The organism is Enterobacter cloacae complex sp. 402C9, from assembly GCF_050030745.1.
Lineage (GTDB): Bacteria > Pseudomonadota > Gammaproteobacteria > Enterobacterales > Enterobacteriaceae > Enterobacter > Enterobacter intestinihominis.
In genome coordinates this window covers 1,642,727-1,668,350 of sequence record NZ_JBLGUW010000001.1, presented here as the reverse complement: position 1 = coordinate 1,668,350, position 25,624 = coordinate 1,642,727, and the positions used below count along the sequence as shown (strand labels likewise).

The 25,624-nt window shown below is 55.5% G+C and carries 20 protein-coding genes; 1 reads left to right on the top strand and 19 read right to left on the bottom strand.

Annotated features, from left to right (window positions below; translation table 11 throughout):
- Nucleotides 1-27: 27 nt before the first annotated feature.
- The 7 genes from ACQG1K_RS07870 to cmoM all read right to left on the bottom strand — a co-directional run bounded on the left by ACQG1K_RS07870 (nucleotide 28) and on the right by cmoM (nucleotide 10,664).
- Entirely contained in the window at nucleotides 28-675 is a 648-nt protein-coding gene (locus ACQG1K_RS07870) for an MBL fold metallo-hydrolase (protein ID WP_023299733.1), read from the bottom strand.
- Between the two features lie 20 nt (nucleotides 676-695).
- Complete coding sequence (locus tag ACQG1K_RS07865) at nucleotides 696-1,247, bottom strand: YcbK family protein (RefSeq protein WP_003858202.1); 552 nt, start codon at nucleotides 1,245-1,247, stop codon at nucleotides 696-698.
- 175 nt (nucleotides 1,248-1,422) lie between these two features.
- Entirely contained in the window at nucleotides 1,423-3,246 is a 1,824-nt protein-coding gene (gene ldtD / locus ACQG1K_RS07860) for a L,D-transpeptidase (RefSeq protein ID WP_063199515.1), read from the bottom strand.
- Between the two features lie 179 nt (nucleotides 3,247-3,425).
- The gene (mukB, locus tag ACQG1K_RS07855) at nucleotides 3,426-7,874 is read right to left on the bottom strand and encodes a chromosome partition protein MukB (RefSeq protein ID WP_023299731.1); all 4,449 of its coding nucleotides are present in this window, start codon (nucleotides 7,872-7,874) and stop codon (nucleotides 3,426-3,428) included.
- The gene (mukE, locus tag ACQG1K_RS07850) at nucleotides 7,874-8,578 is read right to left on the bottom strand and encodes a chromosome partition protein MukE (RefSeq protein ID WP_003858208.1); all 705 of its coding nucleotides are present in this window, start codon (nucleotides 8,576-8,578) and stop codon (nucleotides 7,874-7,876) included. The genes mukB and mukE overlap by 1 nt, the downstream gene beginning before the upstream one ends.
- Nucleotides 8,559-9,881, bottom strand: a complete 1,323-nt coding sequence (gene mukF, locus ACQG1K_RS07845; RefSeq protein ID WP_022647635.1) for a chromosome partition protein MukF — start codon at nucleotides 9,879-9,881, stop codon at nucleotides 8,559-8,561. The genes mukE and mukF overlap by 20 nt, the downstream gene beginning before the upstream one ends.
- A 3-nt stretch (nucleotides 9,882-9,884) precedes the next feature.
- Nucleotides 9,885-10,664, bottom strand: coding sequence for a tRNA uridine 5-oxyacetic acid(34) methyltransferase CmoM (gene cmoM, locus ACQG1K_RS07840; RefSeq protein WP_006809373.1), 780 nt, complete (start codon nucleotides 10,662-10,664; stop codon nucleotides 9,885-9,887).
- Between the two features lie 120 nt (nucleotides 10,665-10,784).
- Between cmoM and elyC the strand changes: the two genes are divergently transcribed.
- Nucleotides 10,785-11,564: an envelope biogenesis factor ElyC gene (elyC, locus tag ACQG1K_RS07835; protein ID WP_063137586.1), complete on the top strand. Its 780-nt coding sequence runs from the start codon at nucleotides 10,785-10,787 to the stop codon at nucleotides 11,562-11,564.
- Here the strand turns inward: elyC and ACQG1K_RS07830 are convergent.
- From ACQG1K_RS07830 to serC, 12 genes are all read right to left on the bottom strand, one after another.
- Nucleotides 11,541-12,434, bottom strand: coding sequence for a YcbJ family phosphotransferase (locus tag ACQG1K_RS07830; protein WP_023299729.1), 894 nt, complete (start codon nucleotides 12,432-12,434; stop codon nucleotides 11,541-11,543). The genes elyC and ACQG1K_RS07830 overlap by 24 nt on opposite strands.
- Nucleotides 12,435-12,564: 130 nt before the next feature.
- A complete protein-coding gene (gene kdsB, locus ACQG1K_RS07825) occupies nucleotides 12,565-13,311 on the bottom strand; it encodes a 3-deoxy-manno-octulosonate cytidylyltransferase (protein WP_063150010.1) in 747 nt (248 codons plus the stop codon).
- The gene (gene ycaR, locus ACQG1K_RS07820; RefSeq protein WP_003858220.1) at nucleotides 13,308-13,490 is read right to left on the bottom strand and encodes a protein YcaR; all 183 of its coding nucleotides are present in this window, start codon (nucleotides 13,488-13,490) and stop codon (nucleotides 13,308-13,310) included. The genes kdsB and ycaR overlap by 4 nt, the downstream gene beginning before the upstream one ends.
- 45 nt (nucleotides 13,491-13,535) lie before the next feature.
- Nucleotides 13,536-14,765 (bottom strand): winged helix-turn-helix domain-containing protein, encoded by a 1,230-nt coding sequence (locus tag ACQG1K_RS07815; protein ID WP_063150009.1) that lies wholly within the window; start codon nucleotides 14,763-14,765, stop codon nucleotides 13,536-13,538.
- A 43-nt stretch (nucleotides 14,766-14,808) separates the two neighbouring features.
- On the bottom strand, nucleotides 14,809-15,786 hold the full coding sequence (lpxK, locus tag ACQG1K_RS07810) for a tetraacyldisaccharide 4'-kinase (RefSeq protein ID WP_063150008.1): 978 nt from the start codon (nucleotides 15,784-15,786) through the stop codon (nucleotides 14,809-14,811).
- Nucleotides 15,783-17,531, bottom strand: coding sequence for a lipid A ABC transporter ATP-binding protein/permease MsbA (msbA, locus tag ACQG1K_RS07805; protein ID WP_003858227.1), 1,749 nt, complete (start codon nucleotides 17,529-17,531; stop codon nucleotides 15,783-15,785). The genes lpxK and msbA overlap by 4 nt, the downstream gene beginning before the upstream one ends.
- Nucleotides 17,532-17,567: 36 nt before the next feature.
- Nucleotides 17,568-19,832, bottom strand: coding sequence for a ComEC family protein (locus ACQG1K_RS07800; protein WP_161177747.1), 2,265 nt, complete (start codon nucleotides 19,830-19,832; stop codon nucleotides 17,568-17,570).
- A gap of 212 nt (nucleotides 19,833-20,044) precedes the next feature.
- Nucleotides 20,045-20,332, bottom strand: a complete 288-nt coding sequence (ihfB, locus tag ACQG1K_RS07795) for an integration host factor subunit beta (RefSeq protein WP_003858233.1) — start codon at nucleotides 20,330-20,332, stop codon at nucleotides 20,045-20,047.
- A gap of 170 nt (nucleotides 20,333-20,502) precedes the next feature.
- A complete protein-coding gene (gene rpsA / locus ACQG1K_RS07790; RefSeq protein WP_003858235.1) occupies nucleotides 20,503-22,176 on the bottom strand; it encodes a 30S ribosomal protein S1 in 1,674 nt (557 codons plus the stop codon).
- A gap of 111 nt (nucleotides 22,177-22,287) precedes the next feature.
- Nucleotides 22,288-22,971: a (d)CMP kinase gene (cmk, locus tag ACQG1K_RS07785; RefSeq protein WP_015570968.1), complete on the bottom strand. Its 684-nt coding sequence runs from the start codon at nucleotides 22,969-22,971 to the stop codon at nucleotides 22,288-22,290.
- A gap of 185 nt (nucleotides 22,972-23,156) precedes the next feature.
- Nucleotides 23,157-24,440, bottom strand: a complete 1,284-nt coding sequence (aroA, locus tag ACQG1K_RS07780; protein WP_426720887.1) for a 3-phosphoshikimate 1-carboxyvinyltransferase — start codon at nucleotides 24,438-24,440, stop codon at nucleotides 23,157-23,159.
- Nucleotides 24,441-24,508: 68 nt separating this feature from the next.
- On the bottom strand, nucleotides 24,509-25,597 hold the full coding sequence (gene serC / locus ACQG1K_RS07775; protein WP_022647627.1) for a 3-phosphoserine/phosphohydroxythreonine transaminase: 1,089 nt from the start codon (nucleotides 25,595-25,597) through the stop codon (nucleotides 24,509-24,511).
- Nucleotides 25,598-25,624: the final 27 nt, after the last annotated feature.

Sequence of the window (25,624 nt, the reverse complement as noted above, 5' to 3'; positions counted from 1 at the left end):
TCGCGCAGGCTTTTTTATTGAAAGGGTTTACCAGACAGGCATTTCATCCTGAAGGAACGGGTTATGCAACCGCTCATCGCCCAGCGTTGACATTGGTCCGTGTCCAGGGATAAACGTCACATCATCACCTAACGGTAATAACTTCTGCTTAATCGACTGAATCAGCTGACCGTGATCGCCGCGTGGGAAATCGCTGCGTCCTACGCCCCCTTTGAAAATCACGTCACCGGAAATCAGCAGGCGTGACACGTCATCAAAGAAGACAATATGGCCAGGCGTATGCCCGGGGCAATGCAACACCTGTAAAGTTACATTCCCTACGTTAACGCGATCGCCTTCGTTCAGCCAGCGGTCCGGTGTCAGTGGCTGACAGTCATCCAGACCAAACATGCGGCTTTGGGCAGGCAGCCCCTGAAGCCAGAACTCATCTTCTTTTTCCGGGCCGATAATCGGCACACCGTAGTGTTCAGCCAGTTCAGCCGCTGCACCCACATGGTCAAGATGGCCATGGGTCAGTAAAATCTGCATCAGCGTTACACCGCTGGCAGCGACCTCCTGCTTGATTGTCTCAGCGTCGCCACCGGGATCAACAAGCGCGGCCAGTTTAGTTTGTTCACACCAGATCAATGAACAGTTCTGTGAGAACGCGGTAACCGGAATAATACGATAGTTCATACTGCTCCTGTGTTTCGTTATTACCAGTGCCGAACCGGCCCGGTATCAATATGCACAAAGTTGCTACGTGGGTAGTATCCTACACCACCTGCGCGCATAGATAACGCCGCTTTGCGAATATTGGCTAACGAAACGCCTTCAATATGGAAATCCATCGCCTGCCCTTTGGTGTGATAGCTTTTTTTCGCTACCCCACGGCTGTGGGCGCGCAGTTCATTGTTGGTATCCAGAGAGCGATAGCCAGAAATGAGTTGCACCGGCCTTTTGGTCCCCAGCAGTCCCTGCAAGCGGTAAAGCTGATCGAATAATCCAGGGTCGATGGCTTTGATTTTGTTCGCGCGGAAATCACGGAAAAAATGGTTGAGTCGTGCTAATTCATCCTGAATATAGCCTCTGCCATCGAAAAATTCCGCTTTAAGCGTCTCACCAGTATGCAGATTGTTGAGCGTTAAAATACGCGGACGAGGTGTCGAGAGGGTGGCAAATGCTGGCGTCGGAAGGATGGCTGCTGCGCCCAGCGCAACGCCACCTAACGCCAGCAATTTGCGGCGATTAGCGTCAAATTTGTCCATGATAATCAGGTCTACAGGTAAAAGAAATTGTCAATATGCTTAGCGCACGAAGGGCACCATAACTGGCAAAGCCTGCTACGTCAAGGCGCCCAATCCCAGTGAATACGCGGCTTTCAGCCAGATCGCCTCATATTCACCATAACTTACGACAATCATTTTTACCGAACTACTTCATTTACCTGATTAATTGTTCCGCTTTTGGCAAGATTTGTGCGCCGGATCGCGCTGTCAGATCATAATTGTAAATATCTGTACGATACTGGGTACGTCCGTCCGCGCCCACAAACGCCGTCAGATAGTAAAGATTGACCGGAATATTGTGGCGGATATTGACGTAACGCGTATCCCCCTGCTTCAAGGCATCTGATATCCGCGTATCGTTCCAGCCTGCATCCTGCAACAGCATATTCGCCAGCTCCGAGGCCTTATTCACGCGAACGCAGCCAGAACTGAGCGCGCGTGCGTCTTTCTGGAACAGATTATGGTTCGGGGTATCATGCAGATAGATTGCGTCCGAACTTGGCATATTGAATTTGTAACGTCCGAGCGAGTTATGCGCACCCGGTGCCTGCTGGAAACGGAACGGCAGGTTCGAAGGCGTAATCGTTGACCAGTCGACCATCCAGGGGTCAATCGCTTCTTTGCTGTTCCAGCCACGCATCACCGTATAGTTATGTCGCTCCAGATATCCCGGGTCATTCCAGACCTTAGGCAGGATATCTTTGCGCGCCAGCGTCGGCGGCACGTTCCACGGCGGGTTAACCACCACGTTATTCAGCGCGCTGCTCATCATCGGCGTTTTGCGGTCAGGTCGACCCACAATCACGCGGGACGCCAGCACTTCGCTACCGTCCTGATAGTAGACCAGGGAGTACGCCGGAATGTTGACCATAATGCCGGTGGATAACGTGCCCGGCAGCAAGCGCAAGCGCTGGATATTCAACGCCAGCACCCCTGCCCGCTGGGCCGGAGAGACGTTCAGCCAGTCGCGAGTCGATGGACCAATCACGCCGTCGGCGCCCAGCCCCTGCGCGGCCTGGAACTGCTTCACTGCCGCGACCAGCTCGCGATCGTAAGCGGCGGGCTTATTGCTCAGCGCAACGGCGGTTTTCTCTTTTACCGGCGCCGACGGGCTGACGACTGCGTTTTGCGTCTCGTCGCCGGGCAGCGCAATTTTAGGGCCCCTGTCAAGCATGCCAGACCGTTTCATAATTTCGCGAATCGCAGGCACATCGCTGCTCCATTGTCCCGGACGCAGCGTTGCTGTTCCACGCAACTGAGGCCACGGGCGGGAATCCGCGACCAGCTCAAGAAGCGACTGATGCATCGTGGCATACTGCGGGTGGGCGGGCGCAAGGCTTGCGATAAAGCGCGGCAGTTCACCGTTGTCCAGCGACAGCTGCCACTGATTAATGACGGACAGCGCGGGCGTCGCCAGCTTGTACGGTTTACTGCTGTATAACCAGCGGTTGCCGTTCACCGAAATCCCCGCCACAAACTGCAAGTAGCCCATCATGGCATCAGACAGCACCACGTCACGCGCCTGTCCGGTAACGGCAGGGTCGGTCAGGAGTTCAACCCAGGTCGTGAACTGTGGCTGAAAACCTGCAATCGCCACTTCAGCCAGCTGCTGCTGGAAAGCACGTACCGCCTCGCGATTTTCCCACATCGGTTTCATATCGCGCGCAGCGTAAAGCAGCGTGAGCTGGTTAATATAAGCGGGAGTATAGCCCAAGGGCAGCCCGGTCATCAGCTGCTGGCGTAATGATTCAGTATCGATGCCTTCCGGCAGCGGTTTAATGCCGGCCATGATGGCCGTCGCCGGAGACTGATCCAGCGGTTGTGACAGCGACGTCGGCTGCGCGCCCATCGTCGCGGAGCTGTCAGTCGGTACAATTTCAGGCTCATCGGCCTGAGCGGTAAACAGTGGAGCAAACATCACTGTCAGGCACAAACTCAGCGCAGACAGCTGACGACCACGATCTTTCTTAAGCAACATCCCTTGCCCCCTGTTTTTCACGACATGCCCAGTATTCTGGAGCTTTCCTTCAGTATAGGAAGGCATACACGCTGCTGCCTTACCTTATGTAAAGAAGTTTAAAGATAACGCAGCCCTGAACACAAGTTAAGTGAATAAAAAAAGCGACGCCTGAGCGCCGCCTTTTATCATACCCGGGGTTAAGAGGCGTCAGCCGTGCCCGGTAAAGACTCCGGAGGCTGCGGCGCAAAGCCACGCAGACCTACGACGTGTACATGTTCACTGTTCTGGAACACTTTACGCACCAGCTTATAGGTGGTCCCTTTTTCCGGACTGATGTTTTCCGGCGCCGCGATGATGAGCTGCATATCGAGTCGCTCGCAAAGCTCAAACAGCGTGGCGATGGAGCGGGCGTCGAGACGCGCGGCTTCATCGAGGAACAGCAGACGGCATGGAGAGATGTCCTTGCCGCGCAGACGACGCGCTTCATCTTCCCAGCTCTGCACCACCATCACCAGAATCGACATACCGGTACCGATGGCTTCACCGGTAGAGAGCGCACCGGATTCCGCGCGCAGCCAGCCGTCTGAGCCACGGTTAACCTCAACTTCCATTTCCAGATAGTTGCGGTAGTCCAGCAACTCCTCGCCGATGGTTTGCGGCGTACGCTGGCCCATGTCAATCTGCGGATTCAGACGCTGATACAGCTTCGCCAGCGCTTCGGAGAAGGTCAGGCGGTTACTGTTGAACAGATCCTGATGCTGCTCATGCTGTTCAGACAACACGTCAAGCAGCGTGGAGTGCGCCTCACGCACGTTCACGTTCAGCCGCACGCTGTTGACCTGGCCAAACGACACGCTTTGCAGGCCCTGGTTCAGCTGACGGATACGGTTCTGCTCGCGCTGAATGGTTTTACGAATAATATTCGCCACGCTGCGGGAGCTGATTGCCAGCTTCTGCTCGCGGGAGGTCAGCTCCTCCGTCAGACGGCCCAGCTCGATCTCCATCTGTTCGATCGCTTCAACCGGATCGTCGGTACGGATGATGTCCTGACGAATACGCTCGCGTAAGTGCTGATAAACCGCCACGAAGAACTGAATTTTGCGCTCAGGACGCTTCGGATCTTCGGACATGCGCAGCACGTCGCGCAGGTGTTCATTGTCCGCCACGGCCAGACGCAGCGCACCCAGCGCCTTATCCGACATAGAGCGCAGTTCATCGGCTGACAGGTACGCCAGCTCGCGACGGTGCAGACGACGCTCCACGTTGTTGTCTTTCACCATGCGCATCACCGCGCACCAGCCCGCCTTCGCGGTCACAACCTGTTCACGCATCTCAAAATAGTCGCGCTCCAGCTTGCGCAGACGACGCGTCAGGTTGTCCATCTCCGCTTCACAGAAGGTCAGCGCTTTTTCGAGCTGATTACGACGCGCACGGTTGTTGCTGAGCTGAGCATGCAGCTCATCGCGGCGAATACGCGCCCGCTCTTCTGCTCCGCTGTCGGCGCGCACACCAATGTCCTGCAACTCTTTATGCAGGTCATTTAACAGCTCTTTCTTGGTGTCGAAGGAGCTTTTCAGCGATGCCATGACCTGGCTGTACTGGCTCAGCTGTGCAGCGTGAGTACGCATCGCTTCACGGGCGCGCGTTCGTTCCGCTTCGGCCTGCTCAAGACGCTGGCGCAGCTTTTCATTCAGATCGCTGTTCCCGCTCAGCATTTCTGCTGAATCGGAGTAGCCGAAGTGTGCGCGACGTTGCACCACTTCCGTGAGGGCAAACGCCTGCTGACGCGCTTCGCGCTGCACCTGCTGTGACCAGGCGTAATCTTCTTTTAACTGCTCAAACTGTTCCGGGTCGCTCTGGAGAACGGAAACCATCGGCTCCAGTTTTGCCAGCTGATTGCCGTGTTGCTGCACAAAGCGCGCCGCTTCCTGCGCTTCGTCCAGACGCTCCTGAATCTCATCCACGCGGTCGGCGAGCGTATCGTCCGCCAGCAGGTTCAGGCGCGGCAGGATGCGGTTAAGGGCCGCAACGCCTTCTTTCGCCTGCTCAAACTGCACGCGGCTTTGCTGGTTGTCATTTTCATGGCTGGCAAGCGCACGCTCCAGCTCACCGCGGCGGGTGTTGAGCTTACGAATTTCGGCTTCCGGATCGGGCTGGAAGGCAACGCCCAGATGGCTGCCGATAAAGCGGCTGAACGCCTGATGCAGACGCTGGGTTTTCTGCACGTCAAACGACAGGGTCGCAAAACGCTCTGAAAGCGTTTCACGCTCGGCGTGCAGGCTTTCAATACGGTTTTCACGCGCGGCGCGGCCAAACAGCGGCAGTTCCGGGAAGCGCGAATAGCGCCACTGGCGATCGGCGATTTTAACCACCACCGCTTTTTCCAGCTCGTCGACGCTGAATACGCTGTCATCAAACGACTGCGGATCCCCTTCGATGAGGTAGAGATCTTCCGGGCAGTCTTCCAGCCCTGCAAGCTGGTCAGAAATCAGCGACAGATCCGGCACTACAATCGCGTTACGGGACGGACCGTACAGCGCGGAGAAGTACGGCGCATCGTCCAGGCCGACGTCGTCGTAAATTTCAGACAGCAGCACGCCGCCGAAACGCTCGGCTAACGCATTCAGGCGCGGATCTTCTGAGCCGCCAGGCTGGCTTAAACGCTCGATTTCTTCATCGACGTCACGCTTGCGCGCGCCCACTTCGTCACGCTCAACAATCGCTTCGCGTTCGCGCTCCAGCAGCTGTTGCATGTATTCGGTGACGTCCTGGCTGGAGGCAAACTCCTGACCACACTGCTCGCTGAGCTGGTTCAGGCTGCTTTGTGCGGCCAGCCAGATCGGCGCACGCTGTAAGAGCGTCTTCGAACGGGACTGAAGCTGTTCCAGCTCCTGACGCAGCGTCATGCGCTGTTCGCTGGCGTTCGATACGGTATCGGACAGGGCCGCAATACGCGCTTCCAGCTCCTGATGCAGAGCCTCAAGCTCGTCGAAATCGTAATTTTTACCCTGACGTTTGCAGAATTCCGCCAGCAGACGCTCAGCTTCCTGCTGTTCACGCAGACGCTGTTCCAGCTCGTTCAGGCGCATGCGCAGCGGCTGCACCTGCTCGGCCAGATGGCGTTGATTGACGCCGTCGCGCAGTAGCTCACGGGCAACGTCCCATGCTTCGTTACGCGCCAGCGGACCGTTGATCGCCACCACCAGCTGGTACGCCTGCTCAAACTGGCTGTGTGCCGTTTGCGCCACGCTCATTTTCTGATCGAGAGAAAGCAGTTTCTCAGTGGCTTCCTGCTCTTTGGCCTGGAAGGTATCCAGCCATTCGTCAGCGCTTTCAGGGGTCAGGTCCGGCAGGTGGCACAGCTCTTTGGCACGCTGCAACGCCTGCAGCGCCTGGTTGTATTGGATCGCGCGGGTCTGCTGCACGTCCAGCGCCTGCTGGTAGTCTGCGAGCTGGCTTTTCAGCTCATCCACTTCCAGCTCGGCGGCTTCCGCGCGGGCTTCGTTCTCTTCCTGCAAATCGGCGGCTTCTGCCACCACTTCATTTTGCTCTTCAAGACGAATTTGCAGCTCATCGAGATCGGCTTCATAGCGCTCGATTTTTTCCTGCTGACGCAGCGCGGTTTGCACCAGGTTCAGATGATCGCTGGCCGCCTGGTAATCGGCTTCCAGATCCCCTTCGGCACCGTTGTGCTCGCCCAGTTCGCGCGCCATTTCGACATGCTTATACTGCTCGGCGACCAGCTGTTTGCGGGAGGTAAACAGCTCGCGGCGGTATTCCAGCGCCTGATCGAGATGAATACGGCGCTCGTTGGCGTGACGCATATAGTCTGCCGCCACGTAGTTGGTGGCTTCGCTGATCAGGTGCTTAAACAGATCGCGGTCAGATTGCGTAACGCGAATCGCTTCCAGCGTCATGCGGTTTTCACGCAGCGCGGCTTCCATATCCTGGAAGGCCTTACGCACGCCGCTGTTTTCCGGCAGCAGGTAGTCGCGCAGGGAGCGGGTAATGGCGCTTGAGATACCGCCGTACAGGGAGGCTTCAATCAGACGGTAGTATTTACTACGATCTGACGCGCTGCGCAGACGACGGGCCACCACGCCGAGATCGAACATCAGAGAGTGGTAGTCGGTAATGGAGTTAAACTGCTTAAACTGCACGCCTTCGATGGCTTCCAGCTTGTCCTTCAGCTCCTGGAGCGTCAGAACGCGCGCCTGACGTTCATTCAGGGTTTCCGTCAGCAGCGCGGTCGGCTGCACGGAGGTTGGCAACCCCTGGATCGCAAACGGTTTGATATCTACTTTACGGTCGCGGCCGGCAACCTGCTGCAGGCGCACGCCTACAACCACGCGCTGATGACGGGAGTTGATCACGTCCAGCACCGAATAACAGACGCCCGCTTTCAGCTTACCGTGCAGCCCTTTATCTCGGGAGCCGCTCGTTGCACCCGCTTCAGTGGTGTTACGGAAGTGCAGCAGGGTCAGGTCAGGGATCAGCGCCGTCACGAAGGCCGCCATGGTGGTGGATTTACCTGCCCCGTTACCGCCGGAGAGCGTTGTCACCAGCTCATCCAGATCGAAGGTTCGGGCAAAGAAGCCGTTCCAGTTAATCAGCGTTAGTGAGCGAAATTTACCGCGTTCAATCATTACTCTTCCTCCCCGCTATCCGGCTGATTCTCTTCGTGCTCGTCATTGAGCTGCAAATGGTTTTCCACCGGCATCGCTTCACCGTCACGGATCATGCGCAGCTGTGCTTCACGCGCATCGTCACCCGCACGCACGTCGGCACCAAAGCGGAAGACCGATTCGGTAATGCGGAACTTGCTGCTGTCGTGACCCATGAACCAGACCATTCCCAGACGGCGCAGACGGTTCAGGGAAGAGCGAACTTTTTCCTGTAATTTCTGACGGTCCAGATCGGACCCCGTCGAGCGGTTATTTACCAGCTTGAGCAGCTTGCTTTCATCCGCCAGCGACAGCAGCTCATCGTAAAGCTCCTGCTGGGTGAAGATCCCTTCATTCGCCAGACGTTCCGGGCTGAGGTAGAGGTAGCAGAGAATTTTGCCGACCATCATATCCAGTTCGGAAAGCACCGAGCGCGGAATAAGCGTAGTAGAGCGCGGACGCAGGTAGAAAAACCCTTCCGGCGCGCGGATCAGCTCAACGTTATAGCGAGCGTAAAACTCTTCCAGATACTCCTGAAAGTCCATCAAAAAGGCGTGATTATCCAGCTCGTCAAGGCCAATGTGACGACCGGCACGCAGCTGGCTGTCCAGCGCCGGAAACAACGGATTCGCCAGCGCCTGTGCCAGCTTAACTGGCATCACTTGTTCAATATTTGTCAATGACATGCGCCTGTACCTTGGCTCCGTAATCGTTAATCGGCTGCCACTTCGGCGGCAGTCCGGTGAAATCGGCTTGTGCGATGCCCAGGCGCACCGCCTGGTCTACAACAATGCGGGCTACATCGAAGTGGCGCGCTCGCGGATACTGCGCCAGATAGTCGCGTACCACGAGGCCAAGATCCAGCGGTGCTTGTCTGGCTTTATAGACAGCGAGCTGTTCTTCGATCATCGCCGCAAGCTGCTCGCGAATTTCGTTAAATTCTTCGTATTCCAGATCCGGCGGCAGTTCACCGGTGACCTCTTCATCACGCAGCGCCATCTCTTCGTCGCGCATATCCAGAAGACGATCGGCGTTGGCGTAGGTCAGCGCCCACGGCGCATCAAAGTAGGTCTGTACCGACTGGCGCAGACGCTGAGCAAAGACGCGGTTCTTATCCATATCGATGGCGGTACGGATAAATTTATGCACGTGGCGGTCGTAACCGATCCACAGGTCGATCGACTGCTGGCCCCAGCTGATAATGCGGTCAAGCTTACTCTGCAAATCAAACACCAGACGGTCGATAAAATGCAGATCGTCGTGCGCCATCGTCGCGTCCTGGATGCGCAGCAGGTTGGCCTGTAGCTTATCCCCAGCCGCCTCCAGCGTATCCTGCAACTCACGTAGCGTACCGGACGTTTCTGACAGCAAAAGTTCACAGCTGGAGATGGCCGCACGCCAGTCTTTATTCAGCAGTTGAGCGATATCGTCTTTGACCTGCTGCTGCTGTTCGTCCATCAGACGTTGAGTCAGATCGATACTGTCGAAAATCTCGGCGACCGAGTATTTTAGCGGCGCGTAAACGTTGCGATGCCAGTGGAATTCGTCACCGTTTTCATCAGCCGCGTCGGCGGCACGCTTCAGCTCGCCTGCAACAATGGAGAGCTGCATGGAGAGACGCAGCGTGGAAAATTCGCGCTGGCGGATGTAATAGTCGGTAATGCCAATGCCCAGTGGCGTAAGACGATAGATGGCGTTTCCTTCCGCCTGCTCGCTGGTAAAGCGGTTCAGCAGACGTTGACGCACCATATCATTGATTGCGTTGTTGGCACGCACGCTAATGGTTTCGCTGGTTTGCTCAAACGCATCACTGACGTGGCGGAACGCATCCACCAGTTCGCCTTCACTCATTTCGCCATCCAGGCGTTCGCCGTTTAGCGTCGCAACCGCCAGCAGGAATGAGAGTCTGTCTACCGGCAGCGAGATGGAGAAATCGTTTTTCCTGGCCCAGGCAACCAGTTCGGGGACTGTCTGGGAAAATTCACTCATAGATTATCCTTGCATCTGCGGCTTGCGCGCGGTGACGTGGATATACCGGCCAAGGCTCAGATAAGGCTCCTGGCGGCAGTACCGCGTCTCTATTTCTGTTAAGGCGTCTAAACAGTCATCCTGTTTTTGTTTATCACGCAGATAATCATGAAACACCCTCACGCCGGTTTTGCCGGTAATTTCCCAACCGATCTCCTCCAGCCAGCCATAGACCTGCTGCGGTTCACGGGGGAAATCCGGTGAAAGCGTGCGTCGTTTCTTTTTATACATGCCCTGCTGTACATAGCCAAAATTGCCGACCAGCACGTTTCGCATTAGCAGGCCGTTGGCATTGTAAAACATCAGCGATAACGCACCGCCCGGGCGCAACATCGACCACAGCGTTTTTAACATCGCTTGTGGTTCGGCGACCCATTCGAGCACAGCATGAAACAATATCAGATCAACCTGCGTTTCCAAATGCTGCGGAATGTCCTGAGCGGCGCAATGTATAAAATGCATGTTGTCGCTCACACCTTTCTCTTCTGCCGCTCGCCCGGCGCGCGCAACCATCTCGGCAGAAAGATCGCAAAGCGTGACGTGATGTCCCCGCTGTGCCATCAGAATCGCAGTCTGCCCTTCCCCACCGCCGGCATCCAGTACGCGCAACGGTCGGTCACCAAATTCAGCCAGCAGCTTATCCAGATCCTGCCAGAGGATCGTCTGACGAAGCTGACCTTTGGTGGTGCCATAAATGTTGCGCGAAAACTTTTCCGCGATGTCATCAAAATTGCGATCCCGCATTGGGAGGGTTCCACTCACTGCAAAACCGCTATTTTGTCACACCCGCGCGGAGAATGAACCACTCTGGTGTAATATCACGGGCAATCGCCTGCTGTATGGTTAAAAAAGGAACCAAAAAGGATGCTTTTTACCCTAAAAAAATATATCGGAGGCATGATGCTTCCCCTTCCCCTGCTGTTGCTTCTCATCGCGCTGGGGCTGGCATTGATATGGTTTAGCCGCTTTCAGAAAAGCGGTAAATCCCTCGTCACCGTGGGCTGGCTGGCGCTGCTGTTACTCAGCCTGCAACCGGTCGCTGACGGTTTGTTACGCCCGATTGAAAACACCTACCCGACGTGGCAGGGAAACCAGAAGGTGGACTACATCGTGGTGCTGGGCGGCGGGTATACCTGGGATCCGAACTGGGCGCCCAGCTCGAACCTGATCAACAACAGTCTGCCGCGTCTGAACGAGGGGATCCGCCTGTGGCTGGCCAATCCGGGATCGAAGATGATCTTCACGGGCGCTGCGGCAAAAACCAACCCGGTAAGTACCGCTGAAGCAGGGGCAAGAGTGGCTGAATCGCTTGGCGTACCACGTTCCGCCATCATCACGCTGGATAGCCCAAAAGATACCGAAGAAGAAGCTGCTGCGGTGAAACAAGCCATCGGTGATGTGCCGTTCCTGCTGGTGACCTCTGCTTCACACCTGCCGCGCGCAATGATTTTCTTTGAGAATCAGGGCCTGCATCCGCTTCCTGCTCCGGCAAACCAGCTGGCCATTGACGCCCCGCTCAACCCGTGGGAACGGATAATCCCGTCCCCGGTATGGCTGATGCACAGCGACCGCGTCGGTTACGAGACGCTTGGCCGCCTGTGGCAGTGGCTTAAGGGTTCGTCAGGCAAGCCAGGGCAGGAGTGATTTTGCGGCCAGATCGAAACTGGCTCGATTAAAGCGCCCGGTGTTGACCAGTTGCGCCACCTCATCCCAGAGAAGATAGAGCCAGCGTCGCCAGAGAAAGGCCTCCGCAACGGGGGCGCGCTGAAGATAGTGCCAGAGCAAATCTTCCGCCGCCCCGCCCTCGCTCAGCCTGAACAGTTCGTACTCGCGCGGCGCCCAGAGCATGATCCCCGGCCCGACCATTGCCAGAAGCTGATCGCTGCGCGAGTCTTTAAGCATACTGCGCAGCGTGAAGTTGCCGTGAACCAGCACGCAGTTGTCGTTAAAACCCTCAAACAGCGTCGGAAGACATTCCCGGGTGCGGAACAGAATACGTTTGTCCTGCATCGTTAAACCGGTGTTGTTGAACTGGTTCAGCGTGCCCCAGAGCACTTCGACACGCTGGCGATACCATAGCGGCCACAGGTTTTCCTGAGTGCTGTCTACCGCGCCAACAAGACCCCGGCTGTCCTGCCGATGCCAGGCTAGCAGGGCCTCGACAATCTGATCTTTCAGCTGTTCCCAGCGCTCCGGTGTACGCGTCGGAGCTTCAACAGAAACCCCGCGTAAACGTTCAATAAGCAGAACATCCGGGCCGGGATGCTCCTCATGGGTCATCACGCCGTAGACCGTCGGCATACGGACAGTCCCTTCCCGCGCCAGCATCGACATTTTCCAGGCCAGCTGTCTGGCGACGCCCGGCGATGTAAAACTTCTGGCCATCAGCGGCATGGGGTTTCCCTGACTGTCGTACAACGACCAGAGTGCGGTATCGGCCTTTTCATTCACGCATTCCACCCGGCTTAGCTGTTCGCCAAGGAGATGGCTGAGTTCAGCACGCAGCTGTTCCATATGAGATTACCCCCATTAAGACTACTGCTTTTATAATGAGCGCGCGAACCCCGGATGTCACCCGGTCGAGATCAATAATGAAAAAGAAAAGGAAGATAACATCCCCCCAGAAAGAGGGGATGGCAGCGAATTAACGCAATTCGACGCGTACGCGCTCGAGATCTTCAGGCGTATCCACGCCGGTGCCAGGGACTTCCTGGGCAACCGCAACGTGAATTTTCTCGCCGTACCACAGCACGCGAAGCTGTTCGAGCATTTCGATATGCTCAAGCGGGCTTGGTGCCCAGGCGACATAGCGACGAATAAAGCCGGCGCGGTAGCCGTAAATACCGATGTGGCGCAGGAAGGTTTCGCCGATCGTCTCTTTCGATTGCGCGAAACGATCGCGATCCCACGGAATGGGGGCGCGGGAGAAATAGAGCGCGTAGCCCTCTGCGTCCATGACCACTTTCACCGCATTCGGATTGAACGCCTCTTCAGCGTGGTGAATCGGCACCGCGAGGGTCGCCATGCCAACCTTACGCTGGGCCAGGTTGTCGGCCACCTGACGGATAATAGCCGCCGGGATCATCGGCTCATCGCCCTGCACGTTCACAATCACCGTCTCGTCACTGAAACCGCATTTTTCGACGACTTCCGCCAGGCGCTCGGTGCCTGACTGGTGGTCGGCACGGGTCATGCACACTTCCCCACCCGCGGCCTCAACCGCTCGCGCGACATCCGGGTGATCGGTGGCGACGATGACGCGTCCGGCGCCCGATTCGCGTGCCCGTTCAAGGACATGCACAATCATCGGTTTACCGTTGATATCCACCAGCGGTTTACCTGGCAGGCGCGTTGAAGCATAACGCGCAGGGATAATGACAACAAAACTCATGGTTTGATCTCTTCTGCCACCAGGGAACGGGCTTCATTTTCCAGCAGGACCGGAATACCGTCACGCAGCGGGAACGCCAGGCTGTCCAGTTTGCAAATCAGCTCTTGTTTATCCTGGCTGTAATACAGTTTGCCGTTGCACACCGGGCAGGCAATAATTTCAAGTAAACGGTGATCCATAGTTCCTCCGTATGGGTAATTGCTAAAGCTTACCACATTCTTTTTTCAGGGAGTGCCTGTTTCCCAGCCACCTCGACAGGTCGTAAACAGCCCCGCAGGCACGCGACCGAGTACAATTTCATACGCCCCCTGCCAGCGCGCAAATTCACTGAGCGCAGACGTTAGCCCTTTTTCCAGGCCAGCCGTGACTTTTATGCCCTCTTCCAGCCAGAGCGCGATAATTTCAAGAGTGCCGGTTTTACGGTGCATTTTAGCGTCCATGCGCCCGACAAGCTGCCCTTTATGAAGCAACGGCAAAACAAAATAACCGTACTGACGTTTTTGCGCCGGGGTGTAGCATTCCAGACGGTAGCTGAAATCAAACAGCTGTTCGGCCCGCTTTCTGTCCCAGACTACGGGGTCGAATGGCGAGAGCACGGCACTGTGGGTCGCCTGGAGTTTGCCCTCTTGCGCCTGCGCCAGCAGAGGGAACAAATCCGCATGCAGCCACATTTCACCTAACGACTCAACCGAGACCGGCATCACGCGCTGTTCACGCTGCCACGTTTCCAGCAGCGGTTTTAGCTGCGGCTGACGCAGGCGATAATAATCCGCCAGCCACTGTGGGCGGAATATGCCCAGGCTGCGGGCGCTGTTCCCGAGCATGATGGCTTCGGCTGCGGCCTGAGACAGCAGGTCACGCGTATCGTCCCAGTGAGGCATAACGCGGTGCGTGAGGTCATAAACGCGCTGAAAGTTGCGGCGCTCGACCACCATCACTTTGCCCGACGTAAACAGCCCTTCAAGATGGCGTTTGTGCGGTTTCCACTCCCACCATCCGCTTGCGCCTTTTCGCGGGTGTTCAAAATCCGCGGAGCGTACCGGACCGTTTTCCTGAATATGGGCAATCAGTTGTTCTATTTCATCCGCGTGTTCCACCATCCACTCCTGACGGTATTTCCAGCCCATTTTGTCCGGGGCGAGCATGCGGTGACGCACCAGTGCAAAATCGCTGCGCGGGAGAAAACAGGCTTCATGCGCCCAGTATTCCATCAGTTCGCCCTGACTTAGCGCATTATCCAGCCACTGCGGAGGATAGTTTCCCAGGCGGCTAAACAGGACCAGATACGGGCTACGCGCCACGATGTTAATGGTGTCGATTTGCAGCAACGACATGCGTTGCACGGTAGAGAGGATATCAGCTGGCTGCGCGCGGCGGCGGGACTTCTTCAGAAGCCCCTGGGCGGCAAGATGCAGGTTGCGTGCGGCTGCAAGTGAGAGTTGCGGTAGAGACATGCGTTTTCCTGTCAGTCAAAGCGCCACCGGAACTGCGTAGAAGTTACTGCACTAACGCGAGCAGTTCCTTGAGCAAATGTTCCGGCTGTTCGCCGCTGAGTTCAGCATCAACCGGCAGATACCACCAGTTTTCTTTCGCAAAGGCCCGGCATTTTACCGCGTCTTTTTCCGTCATGATCAGCGTCTGGCCCGGTGCGGCCAGCCTCTCAATCTCTTCGGCAACCAGCGCCTGGTGATCGGCCAGCGGTACCCGTTTCTCCAGCCGCGCGCCGCACTGCTCCAGCGTCGCGAAGAAACGCGGCGGATGACCAATCCCGGCCATCGCAATCAGATGATCCAGTAACGCGACGTCTTTACGCTCGCCGGTCAGCATATTCACTGCCTTTCCGGGACGAAGATGCATCGGGATCTCACCCGCTCTGGCTTCACCACCGTTTACAATCACGGCATCGACGCTCTTCAGGCGCGACGCACGCTCACGCATTGGACCGGCTGGCAGCCACCAGCCGTTGCCAAAACGCCGCACGCCGTCAATAACCACGATCTCTTTGTCACGCGCCAGCGCGTAATGCTGCAAACCATCATCGGTAATTATGATTTGTACGTCATGCTCTGCAAGCAGTGCCTTTACGGCATCACTGCGCATCGGCGATACCGCAACCGGCGCGCCAGTACGTTGGTAAATCAGTACCGGCTCATCACCGGCTTCAGCGGTTGACGTAGCTGGGCTCAGCACCAGTGGATACTGCGCCGCTTTACCACCGTAACCGCGTGAGACAACTCCCGGGCGGATACCGCGCTTCTGGAGCTGTTCTACCAGCCAGATCACCACCGGCGTTTTGCCGTTTCCACCCGCCGTCAGGTTGCCGACCACCACTACCGGTACCGGTGCGCGCCAGGCGCGCTTGATCCCGATGCGATAAAGCAGACGAATAGCACCGCTCACCAGGCCATACAGCCAGGAGAGCGGGAGAAGCAGCACCCACAGAGGGGATTCACCCGACCAGATGCGTGCAATCATTGACCGAACTGCATTTTATGAAGCTGCGCGTATACACCACGTTGTTCCAGCAGGTCCGCATGGCTGCCGCGTTCAACGATAACGCCGTCTTCCACCACCACGATTTCGTCAGCCTGTTCGATGGTCGACAGACGGTGCGCGATAACCAGCGAGGTACGGTTTTTCTGTAATTCATCCAGAGCCGACTGGATAGCGCGTTCAGATTCCGTATCCAGTGCGGACGTTGCTTCATCGAGGATCAGAATCGGGCTGTTGCGCAGCAGCGCTCGGGCAATCGCGATACGTTGACGCTGACCACCGGAGAGCAGCACCCCGTTTTCGCCAATGATCGTATCCAGACCGTTATCCATTTTGTTAATGAAGTCCATCGCATAGGCCATACGCGCCGCATTCTCGATCTCTTCACGGCTGTACTCTTCGGTACGGGCATACGCAATGTTGTTCGCCACCGTATCGTTGAACAGATGCACGTTCTGCGAAACCAGCGCGACCTGGTTACGCAACGACTGTAGGGTATATTCCCGCAGGTCGTGACCATCAAGCAGGATTTCGCCCTGGTCGATATCGTAGAAACGGGTAATCAGGCTGGCAATAGTCGACTTGCCCGAACCGGAACGACCGACCAGTGCAACGGTTTTACCCGCCGGAATGGACAGGCTGATATCACGCAGCGCCGGCACTTCACGGCCTGGATAGGTAAAGGTCACGTTGCGGAATTCCAGGTCACCTTTAGCGCGCTCGATCACGCGTGTACCTTCATCTTTTTCCTGTTCGGAATCGAGGATGCTGAACAGCGTCTGACAGGCTGCCATCCCGCGCTGGAACTGGGCGTTGACGTTTGTGAGCGATTTCAGCGGACGCATCAGCGCAATCATGGATGAGAACACCACGGTAATGGTACCCGCAGTCAGGGTTTCCATGACGCTCGGGAAGCTTGCTGCATACAGGACGAAGGCCAGGGCCAAAGAGGCAATCAGCTGAATGATCGGATCGGAAATCGACGAGGCCGATACCATTTTCATCCCTTGCAGGCGCATTCTGTTGCTGACCTTGTCAAAGCGTTTGGTTTCGACTTCCTGACCGCCGAAGATCAACACTTCCTTATGGCCTTTCAGCATCTGCTCGGCGCTGGTAGTCACCTGCCCCATCGTATTCTGCATATTTTTACTGATGTTGCGAAAACGCTTTGATACCACGCGGATCGCGATGGAGACAATCGGCGCCAGCACAATAAGGATCAGCGACAGTTGCCAGCTGTAATAGAACATCATCGCAAAAAGACCGATGATGGATGCGCCTTCACGCACAACGGTAATCAGTGCGCTGGAAGAGGACGACGCCACCTGCTCTGAATCGTAGGTAATACGCGACAGCAGGGTACCGGTTGACTGTTTGTCAAAGAATGAGACTGGCATCCCCATCATATGGCTGAATAACCGACGGCGCATGGTCATCACCACTTTACCGGATACCCAGGAGATGCAATAGCTGGATACATAGCTGGAGATTCCGCGTAAGATCATCAGCCCAATAACCACCAGCGGCATCCATAGCAGCACTGAACGATCCGTTTTACCAAAACCGTCATCCAGTAACGGTTTGAGAAGCGATAACATAAACGTATCGCTGGCTGCGTTGAGGATTAACGCTACGCCCGCCACGATCAAGCCTGCTTTGAAAGGTGCAATCATCGGCCAGAGCCGGCGGAACGTTTGCCACGTGGAGAGATCTTTGTCGTTATGCATTCAAAAAACCAGCATTTGTTGAAATAGCCGCATATTCTACCCGTTATCTACGGGCGCGCCAAACCACTGATGATACCAACGCGGTAAATAGTGTTCACGTAAGCGGCGAATTTGCCGACTTTGGTGCGAAAACGTCACAGTTATCTGTCCGGACTGCGGGGTATCAAGCCAGAGATATCCCTCAGTTCGATAGCGCCTGACTACTTTGATGGAAGGGAAACGCCACGCGTTATAGCGGGCCATCGAGGCCAGCGAAACCTGCCCCTCCACGCGCTGTAGCAGCGGTGTTGAAGATGACGTGTTACTCCCATGATGCGGCACCTGAATCAGTGTAGCCGCAAGTTGACGCCAGCGGTGGCTCAACATTGCCAGTTCTGCCTGCGCTTCAATATCTCCGGTCAGTAAAACGCTCTGTTCGCCGTCATCGATTTTTACCACGCAGGAGCGGTTGTTACCTTTCGCCGGGGTGTTTTCGGGTGGCCAATGCACGGAGAACGTTAACCCATGCCACTGCCATCGCTGTCCACGAAAGCATGGAAGATGTCCGGCCCAGGCTAAGGGGCTTCTGATCCACATTGCAGGCCAGGCAGCTTTTAGCGATGTCAGTCCCCCCGCGTGGTCGAGATGTTCATGGCTCAGGATCACCCCTTCCGGCCTCAGATGATGCCAGCGTAGCCAGGGGATAATCAGCTGCTGCGCGCTGTCCCCACCGGGCCATGCCAGCCCGGTGTCATACAGAATGGCCTTCCCGTGACGCTCAATGACCATCGCCAGCCCTTGCCCTACATCCAGCATATGCAGGGACCAGCTGTCAGTTTTAATCCTGTGCCAGAGGGGAAATGCCATCACCACGCTGCCTGCCAGACATACTGCGGGTACTGCGCTGAAGGCCCTGAATCGCCAGCCAATGATCAGCAGCCACGACAGTAACGTCAGGTATTGCCAGCGTTCATCCACGTCCTGCCAGCCATTCGGTAAACGCATCAATAGCCAGAAAAGTCCTGCCAGAGATTTATCGGCTGCCAGCCAGACGATACTTTCCAGCGTCGCCACCGGAAACAGATGCAGAAACATGCCGAGCAGGATCAGTGGAACTGAGATAAACGTTACCAGAGGAACAGCAAACAGATTCGCCACCAGCGAGGAGAGACTGAAACCATGGAAAATCAGTACCTGAAGCGGCAACAGAAGCAGCAGCATTCCAACCTGCAAATACAACAGCGTAACCAGCGGCCGCAGGCACCGGCCACGTTGCCAGTGCGGGAGAGGCAACCACTGATACCAAAAAATAAGCGCGGCGACCGCAAACGCGGATAACGCCAGGCTTTGTGACAGTACCGCCAGCGGATCGAAAAACAGGATCGCCGCCACGCAAGTAAGCCATACCTGCCAGGGCGACCACTGGCGACCACTCATTTTTAATGCAGCCAGTACCACAAGCGCCATAACCGTACGCAGCGCGGGCGGCTGCAAGCCCGTTAGCCATGCGTAAAACGCGGCAAAAAGCAGACCTGCCAGTAAGGGCACTTGCCAGATAATCCAGCGGCCCGGCAGGAAAAATTGGATGCCCCGAGCCAGTAGCCAGACAGCAGAAGCGGCCAGCGCAATATGCAATCCCGAGATTGCCATCAGATGCATCGTTCCGGTCTCACGCATCAGGTTTTTTATCTCCCGCGAGACCGACAACCGCTCCCCCATCCCCAGCCCCAGGATCACGGGCCCCCACTGATATGCTGAAAGCGTATTCTGTAGTGATGTCAGGTATTGCGAACGCAGGCTACAGCGTGCGTCGATAATCTCCGCATGGGTAAACCGTCCGCTCAGCGTCTGGTGTCGGGCAAAGGCGTTTTTCTGCGAATCATAGCCGCCATCGTTGAGTTCTCCGTGTACCGCCCTGAGCCGCAGGGTCATCACCCAGCGTTGACCCACGCAGACATTTTGAGGCAGGTAGTTGCCGTAGAGTGACACGCCCATGGCAGCCCACACGCGTTCTCCATTGAGGCTGATAATCCTTCCCTGATGCATCGTTGCGCCGTCCGTTGCGGTAATAACCACCTCGGCCTGCTGCGGAACTTTCGTTAAATGGTTCATCGGCCACACGCTTTCCTGAGCGGCCAGGATCCCCCAGCACATAAAAAGCAATGCGAGGCCTGAAAACCTGAGCCATTTTCTCTGCTGTACGGATAACGCAATTCCTGCGGCAATCAGCAACCAGACAATATGCAAGTCTGGCAAAACGGGTAACCAATAGAGCGGGATTATGGCCAGAATGGCGCACATACTGATAACGTGGATCCCCATCTTCACCTCCATGTTTCAGGCGATTATGCGACGGGAGTGATGCGTCGTCAGACAGAAAAGGCGTGATTTACAGCGGGCGCTGCAACGTTTTTAAGCGTTTACAGCAAGGAGAAAATGAGAATGCGGCGCGTATTCAGAAATGCAGGGGCGGGATACAAAAAAAGCACCCTAAGGTGCTTTCTTTAAACTCAGTTTAACCCTGATGATTAAACTCAGTTACCGTAAATATTGGCGCGATCGCGCAGTTCTTTACCCGGCTTAAAGTGCGGAACATACTTTCCTTCCAGCTCCACTTTATCGCCAGTCTTCGGGTTACGCCCGGTACGTGGTGCACGATAGTGCAGGGAAAAACTACCGAAACCGCGGATTTCAATGCGCTCGCCCTGGGCAAGAGTGGTAGCCATATGCTCCAGCATCTCTTTAACGGCATCTTCCACAGCCTTGGCAGGGATATGCGGTTGCTGACTGGCAAGTCTTTCAATCAATTCTGACTTGGTCATGATTCCTCCGGTTCCTTTCAAACCCATTAGCTGAACAGCTTATTAAACAAGGGCGGCCGTAGCCGCCCTTTGTTATTGATTACAGGACGAATCCTGCAATCTGTCAAGTCTGCTCTCCATCCTTCGCGCTGTAAATGCGTTACAGCTCAAATGATGGTGCGAACCTGAACTTACTCGCCTTTAGCTGCTTTGAAAGCTTCAGCCATTGCGTTGTTAGAGAAGTTTGCATCTTCCTGTTTGTTCACAGTTGCGATTGCATCTTTCTCATCAGCTTCGTCTTTAGCACGAACAGACAGGCTGATTGCACGGTTCTTACGGTCAACACCGGTGAACTTAGCTTCAACGTCGTCACCAACGCTCAGAACCAGAGTTGCATCTTCAACGCGGTCACGTGAAGCTTCGGAAGCGCGCAGGTAACCTTCAACGCCGTCAGCCAGTTCTACGGTTGCGCCTTTAGCGTCAACAGCAGTCACTTTACCGTTTACGATTGCGCCTTTCTTGTTCAGTGCAACCCAGTTGTTGAACGGATCTTCTGCGAGCTGTTTAACGCCCAGGGAGATACGTTCACGCTCTGCGTCAACCTGCAGAACAACTGCTGCGATTTCGTCGCCTTTTTTGTATTCACGAACTGCTTCTTCGCCTGCAACGTTCCAGGAGATGTCAGACAGGTGAACCAGGCCATCGATGCCGCCGTCCAGGCCGATGAAGATACCGAAGTCAGTGATAGACTTGATTTTACCTTCAACACGGTCGCCCTTGTTGTGGGTTTCCGCGAACTGCTGCCATGGGTTGTTTTTGCACTGCTTCAGGCCCAGGGAGATACGACGACGTTCTTCGTCGATATCCAGAACCATCACTTCCACTACATCACCAACGTTAACAACTTTGGATGGGTGGATGTTTTTGTTGGTCCAGTCCATTTCGGAAACGTGCACCAGGCCTTCAACGCCTTCTTCGATTTCAACGAAGCAGCCGTAGTCGGTCAGGTTGGTAACGCGACCAGTCAGTTTAGTACCTTCTGGGTAACGCTTAGCGATAGCTACCCATGGATCTTCGCCCAGCTGTTTCAGGCCGAGGGATACACGAGTACGCTCGCGGTCGAACTTCAGCACTTTAACAGTGATTTCGTCGCCCACGTTCACGATTTCGCTTGGGTGCTTAACGCGTTTCCACGCCATGTCGGTGATGTGCAGCAGGCCATCAACGCCGCCCAGGTCAACGAATGCGCCGTAGTCAGTGAGGTTCTTAACGATACCTTTGACTTCCATGCCTTCCTGCAGGTTTTCCAGCAGCTGATCGCGTTCTGCGCTGTTTTCGGATTCGATAACGGCACGACGGGAAACAACAACGTTGTTACGCTTCTGGTCCAGCTTGATTACTTTGAACTCAAGCTCTTTGCCTTCGAGGTGCAGGGTGTCACGGACTGGACGAACGTCTACCAGAGAACCTGGCAGGAACGCACGAATACCATTCAGCTCAACAGTGAAGCCACCTTTAACTTTGCCGTTGATAACACCGACCACAGTTTCAGCTTCTTCGTAAGCTTTTTCCAGCGTGATCCATGCTTCGTGACGTTTAGCTTTCTCACGAGACAGCAGGGTTTCGCCGAAGCCGTCTTCTACTGCGTCCAGAGCAACGTCAACTTCGTCACCTACCTGGATTTCCAGCTCGCCCTGGGCGTTTTTGAACTGCTCAGCCGGGATGGCGGACTCAGATTTCAGACCGGCGTCAACCAGTACTACGTCTTTGTCGATAGCAACAACAACACCGCGAACGATGGAACCCGGACGGGTTTCGATTTCTTTTAAGGATTCTTCAAACAGTTGAGCAAAAGATTCAGTCATGTTTAATCTTCAGGTTAATATTAACGTCCACCTGGCTCCGTGCCGGATGGGGTTGTTTCACATACCCGCCGTCAATCCATTGCAGCGGGGGTACTGCTAAATCGGTCGCGATTACGCGAGTGCCAGTTTTTGGCGCGCATATTGTAGCGCTTTTTCAATCACTTGCTCAATAGTTAAACTGGTTGAATCCAGCACTAATGCGTCTTGCGCGGGAACAAGTGGTGCGACGGCGCGGTTACGATCGCGGTCATCGCGCTCTTTTATCTCGGATAAAAGGCGATCAAAGTTAACACTAAACCCCTTTTCCTGCAACTGAAGCATGCGGCGTTGAGCACGTTCTTCCGAAGAAGCGTCAAGGAAAATTTTCACTGGCGCATCAGGGAATACCACGGTTCCCATGTCGCGGCCGTCGGCGATCAGCCCCGGCGCTTCGCGGAAACCGCGCTGGCGACGTAACAGCGCTTCACGAACGCGTGGGAAAGCCGCCACCTGAGAGGCCGCATTGGCCACTTCCTGCGTACGGATTTCACCGCTGACATCTTCCCCTTCCAGGATCACTTCAAGGTTGCCATCAGTAGAGACAAAGCGCACATCCAGATGTGCAGCCAGCGGTACCAGCGCTTCTTCAGACGCAACATCTACATGATGATGCAGCGCAGCCAGCGCCAGCACGCGATAGATTGCTCCCGAATCTAAAAGATGCCATTGCAATGCTTCCGCCATCGCTTTGCACAGAGTACCTTTCCCTGCGCCACTTGGCCCATCAATGGTGATTACCGGGGCAATTGCCGTCATCTTTTTCTCCTTAATTAAGGCATACCGTTTACATGAACGCCGCGCATTATACGCGCCAACGTGCGCAACTGTTACCTTTGCGTGCAAATTACGGAATGATTGAAGCAGAGTGTAGAAGAAATGAAAGAGGATGACTGTCAGAAAGCGTAAGGAAATGCCGCATCAGGAGATGCGGCACACGATCGTCAGGCCAGGGTGCTAATGCGCGCCAGCTGTTCGAAGTAGTCCGGGAAGGTTTTCGCCGTGCACTTCGGGTCAAGGATGGTGACTGGCGTATCTGACAGCGCCACCAGCGAGAAACACATCGCCATGCGGTGATCGTTGTAGGTGCCAATTTCTGCAAATTGCAGTTTTGCCGGCGGCGTGACGCGAATGTAGTCTTCGCCCTCTTCTACCACCGCCCCCACTTTACGCAGCTCGGTTGCCATTGCGAACAGGCGGTCAGTCTCTTTTACGCGCCAGTTATAGATGTTACGCAGCGTGGTGGTGCCTTTCGCAAACAGTGCAGCGGTGGCGATGGTCATTGCCGCGTCAGGAATATGGTTCATGTCCATGTCGATGGCGTTCAGCTCACCGTGCGTACAGGAGATGAAGTCATCGCCCCAGGTCACAACCGCGCCCATTTTTTCCAGCACGTCGGCAAAACGAATATCGCCCTGCACGCTGTTGCGACCAATACCCGTCACTTTTACCGTACCGCCTTTAATCGCACCCGCGGCCAGGAAGTAGGACGCGGATGACGCATCCCCTTCAACCAGGTAGTTGCCCGGAGACTGGTACTGCTGTGCCCCGCGCACCACGAAGCGCTGATAAGTCTGGTTTTCCACCTCAACACCAAAGGTTTTCATCAGGTGCAGCGTGATATCAATGTACGGCTTAGAGACCAGATCGCCTTTAATGCTAATCACGGTATTATTTGGAGCCAGCGGTGCGGTCATCAGCAGTGCCGTCAGGAACTGGCTGGAGACGCTACCATCAACCTCAACATTACCGCCAGTGAAACCACCGCGCAGACGCAGTGGCGGGTAATTTTCTTGCTCAAGATAATCAATCTGCGCGCCGCCCTGACGCAGGGCATCGACCAGGTGGCCGATCGGACGCTCTTTCATGCGCGGCTCGCCGGTCAGCACAATATCGTTGCTCCCAAGACACAGCGCAGCGGCCAGAGGACGCATCGCCGTACCGGCGTTACCCAGGAAAAGCTCCAGCGCTTCAGCGGAATGTAATGCGCCGCCGTTACCGGTGACTTCACAACGGGTACGATCGTCTGACAGCGCGTACTGAACGCCCAACGCTTTCAGTGCATTGAGCATATGGCGCACGTCATCGCTGTCCAGCAGGTTGGAAAGGACGGTGGTGCCGTTTGCCAGAGCTGCCAGCAGCAGAGCGCGGTTCGAGACACTTTTTGAACCAGGCAGATTAATGGTGCCATCTACCCGCGCGATAGGTTGTAACGTCAGGGATTCCATGAAACTTAACTCTCAACTCAACATAATAAAAACCCCGCAGGAACGCTGCGGGGGTGAAAAACAGCCAATTAACCGTGACGACGTTCGAAGTCGATCATGAAATCAGTCAGGGCTTTAACGCCTTCCAGCGGCATCGCGTTATAGATAGAGGCACGCATACCGCCTACCACACGGTGACCTTTCAGCGCATGCAGACCCGCCGCGAAGGACTCTTCCAGGAACACGTTATCCAGGTTGTTGTCCGCCAGCTGGAACGGCACGTTCATGCGCGAACGGTTAGTTTTGGCGACATCGTTACGGTAGAAATCGCTCTTGTCGATTACGCCGTACAGCAGTTCAGCTTTTTGCTGATTGATCTTGTCCATCTGCGCCACGCCGCCTTTTTGCTTCAGCCATTTGAAGACCAGGCCGGAGAGATACCAGGCGAACGTTGGTGGAGTGTTGAACATGGAATCGTTGTCGTTCAGGACGGTGTAATCCAGAATTGACGGGCAAGACTTATGGGCTTTCCCCAGCAGGTCTTCACGCACGATAACGATAGTCAGACCCGCAGGACCGATGTTTTTCTGGGCACCCGCGTAGATGACGCCGTAGCGGCTGACGTCCAGCGGCGTGGACAGAATGGTGGAGGAGAAGTCCGCCGTCACAATGACATTTTCGCCAAAGTCTGGCTCTTCGTGAATAGCGATACCGTCGATGGTTTCGTTCGGGCAGTAATGAAGATACGCGGCGTTGTCAGAAAGCTGCCACTCACTCATCGGCTTCACGGCGCGCATACCGTCAACGGTCACTTTGGCATCGATAACGTTCGGCGTGCAATATTTGTGCGCTTCTTTTACCGCACTGGCCGCCCAGTAGCCGGCATCAACGTAATCAGCGGTGGATTTGTCGCCCAGTAGATTGAGCGGAATACCCGCAAACTGACCGCGTCCACCGCCGTGACAGAACAATACTTTGTAGTTCGAGGGAATGTTCAGCAGATCGCGAAAATCCTTTTCTGCCTCTTCCGCCACCTGAATAAACGCTTTACCCCGGTGGCTGACTTCCATCACCGACGTACCCAGACCGTTCCAGTCACACAGCTCCTGTTGAGCCTGTTTGAGCACGTCTGCCGGTAACATTGCCGGACCTGAACTGAAATTAAAGACTTGAGCCATTTCCCCTCACCACGCTAAAAGCCATAA

Bases quoted from the DNA above. Each gene is read 5' to 3' on its own strand.
- ACQG1K_RS07870 (WP_023299733.1), bottom strand. From the start codon at position 675: ATGAACTATCGTATTATTCCGGTTACCGCGTTCTCACAGAACTGTTCA.
- ACQG1K_RS07865 (WP_003858202.1), bottom strand. From the start codon at position 1,247: ATGGACAAATTTGACGCTAATCGCCGCAAATTGCTGGCGTTAGGTGGC.
- ldtD (WP_063199515.1), bottom strand. From the start codon at position 3,246: ATGTTGCTTAAGAAAGATCGTGGTCGTCAGCTGTCTGCGCTGAGTTTG.
- mukB (WP_023299731.1), bottom strand. From the start codon at position 7,874: ATGATTGAACGCGGTAAATTTCGCTCACTAACGCTGATTAACTGGAAC.
- mukE (WP_003858208.1), bottom strand. From the start codon at position 8,578: ATGTCATTGACAAATATTGAACAAGTGATGCCAGTTAAGCTGGCACAG.
- mukF (WP_022647635.1), bottom strand. From the start codon at position 9,881: ATGAGTGAATTTTCCCAGACAGTCCCCGAACTGGTTGCCTGGGCCAGG.
- cmoM (WP_006809373.1), bottom strand. From the start codon at position 10,664: ATGCGGGATCGCAATTTTGATGACATCGCGGAAAAGTTTTCGCGCAAC.
- elyC (WP_063137586.1), top strand. From the start codon at position 10,785: ATGCTTTTTACCCTAAAAAAATATATCGGAGGCATGATGCTTCCCCTT.
- ACQG1K_RS07830 (WP_023299729.1), bottom strand. From the start codon at position 12,434: ATGGAACAGCTGCGTGCTGAACTCAGCCATCTCCTTGGCGAACAGCTA.
- kdsB (WP_063150010.1), bottom strand. From the start codon at position 13,311: ATGAGTTTTGTTGTCATTATCCCTGCGCGTTATGCTTCAACGCGCCTG.
- ycaR (WP_003858220.1), bottom strand. From the start codon at position 13,490: ATGGATCACCGTTTACTTGAAATTATTGCCTGCCCGGTGTGCAACGGC.
- ACQG1K_RS07815 (WP_063150009.1), bottom strand. From the start codon at position 14,765: ATGTCTCTACCGCAACTCTCACTTGCAGCCGCACGCAACCTGCATCTT.
- lpxK (WP_063150008.1), bottom strand. From the start codon at position 15,786: ATGATTGCACGCATCTGGTCGGGTGAATCCCCTCTGTGGGTGCTGCTT.
- msbA (WP_003858227.1), bottom strand. From the start codon at position 17,531: ATGCATAACGACAAAGATCTCTCCACGTGGCAAACGTTCCGCCGGCTC.
- ACQG1K_RS07800 (WP_161177747.1), bottom strand. From the start codon at position 19,832: ATGGGGATCCACGTTATCAGTATGTGCGCCATTCTGGCCATAATCCCG.
- ihfB (WP_003858233.1), bottom strand. From the start codon at position 20,332: ATGACCAAGTCAGAATTGATTGAAAGACTTGCCAGTCAGCAACCGCAT.
- rpsA (WP_003858235.1), bottom strand. From the start codon at position 22,176: ATGACTGAATCTTTTGCTCAACTGTTTGAAGAATCCTTAAAAGAAATC.
- cmk (WP_015570968.1), bottom strand. From the start codon at position 22,971: ATGACGGCAATTGCCCCGGTAATCACCATTGATGGGCCAAGTGGCGCA.
- aroA (WP_426720887.1), bottom strand. From the start codon at position 24,440: ATGGAATCCCTGACGTTACAACCTATCGCGCGGGTAGATGGCACCATT.
- serC (WP_022647627.1), bottom strand. From the start codon at position 25,597: ATGGCTCAAGTCTTTAATTTCAGTTCAGGTCCGGCAATGTTACCGGCA.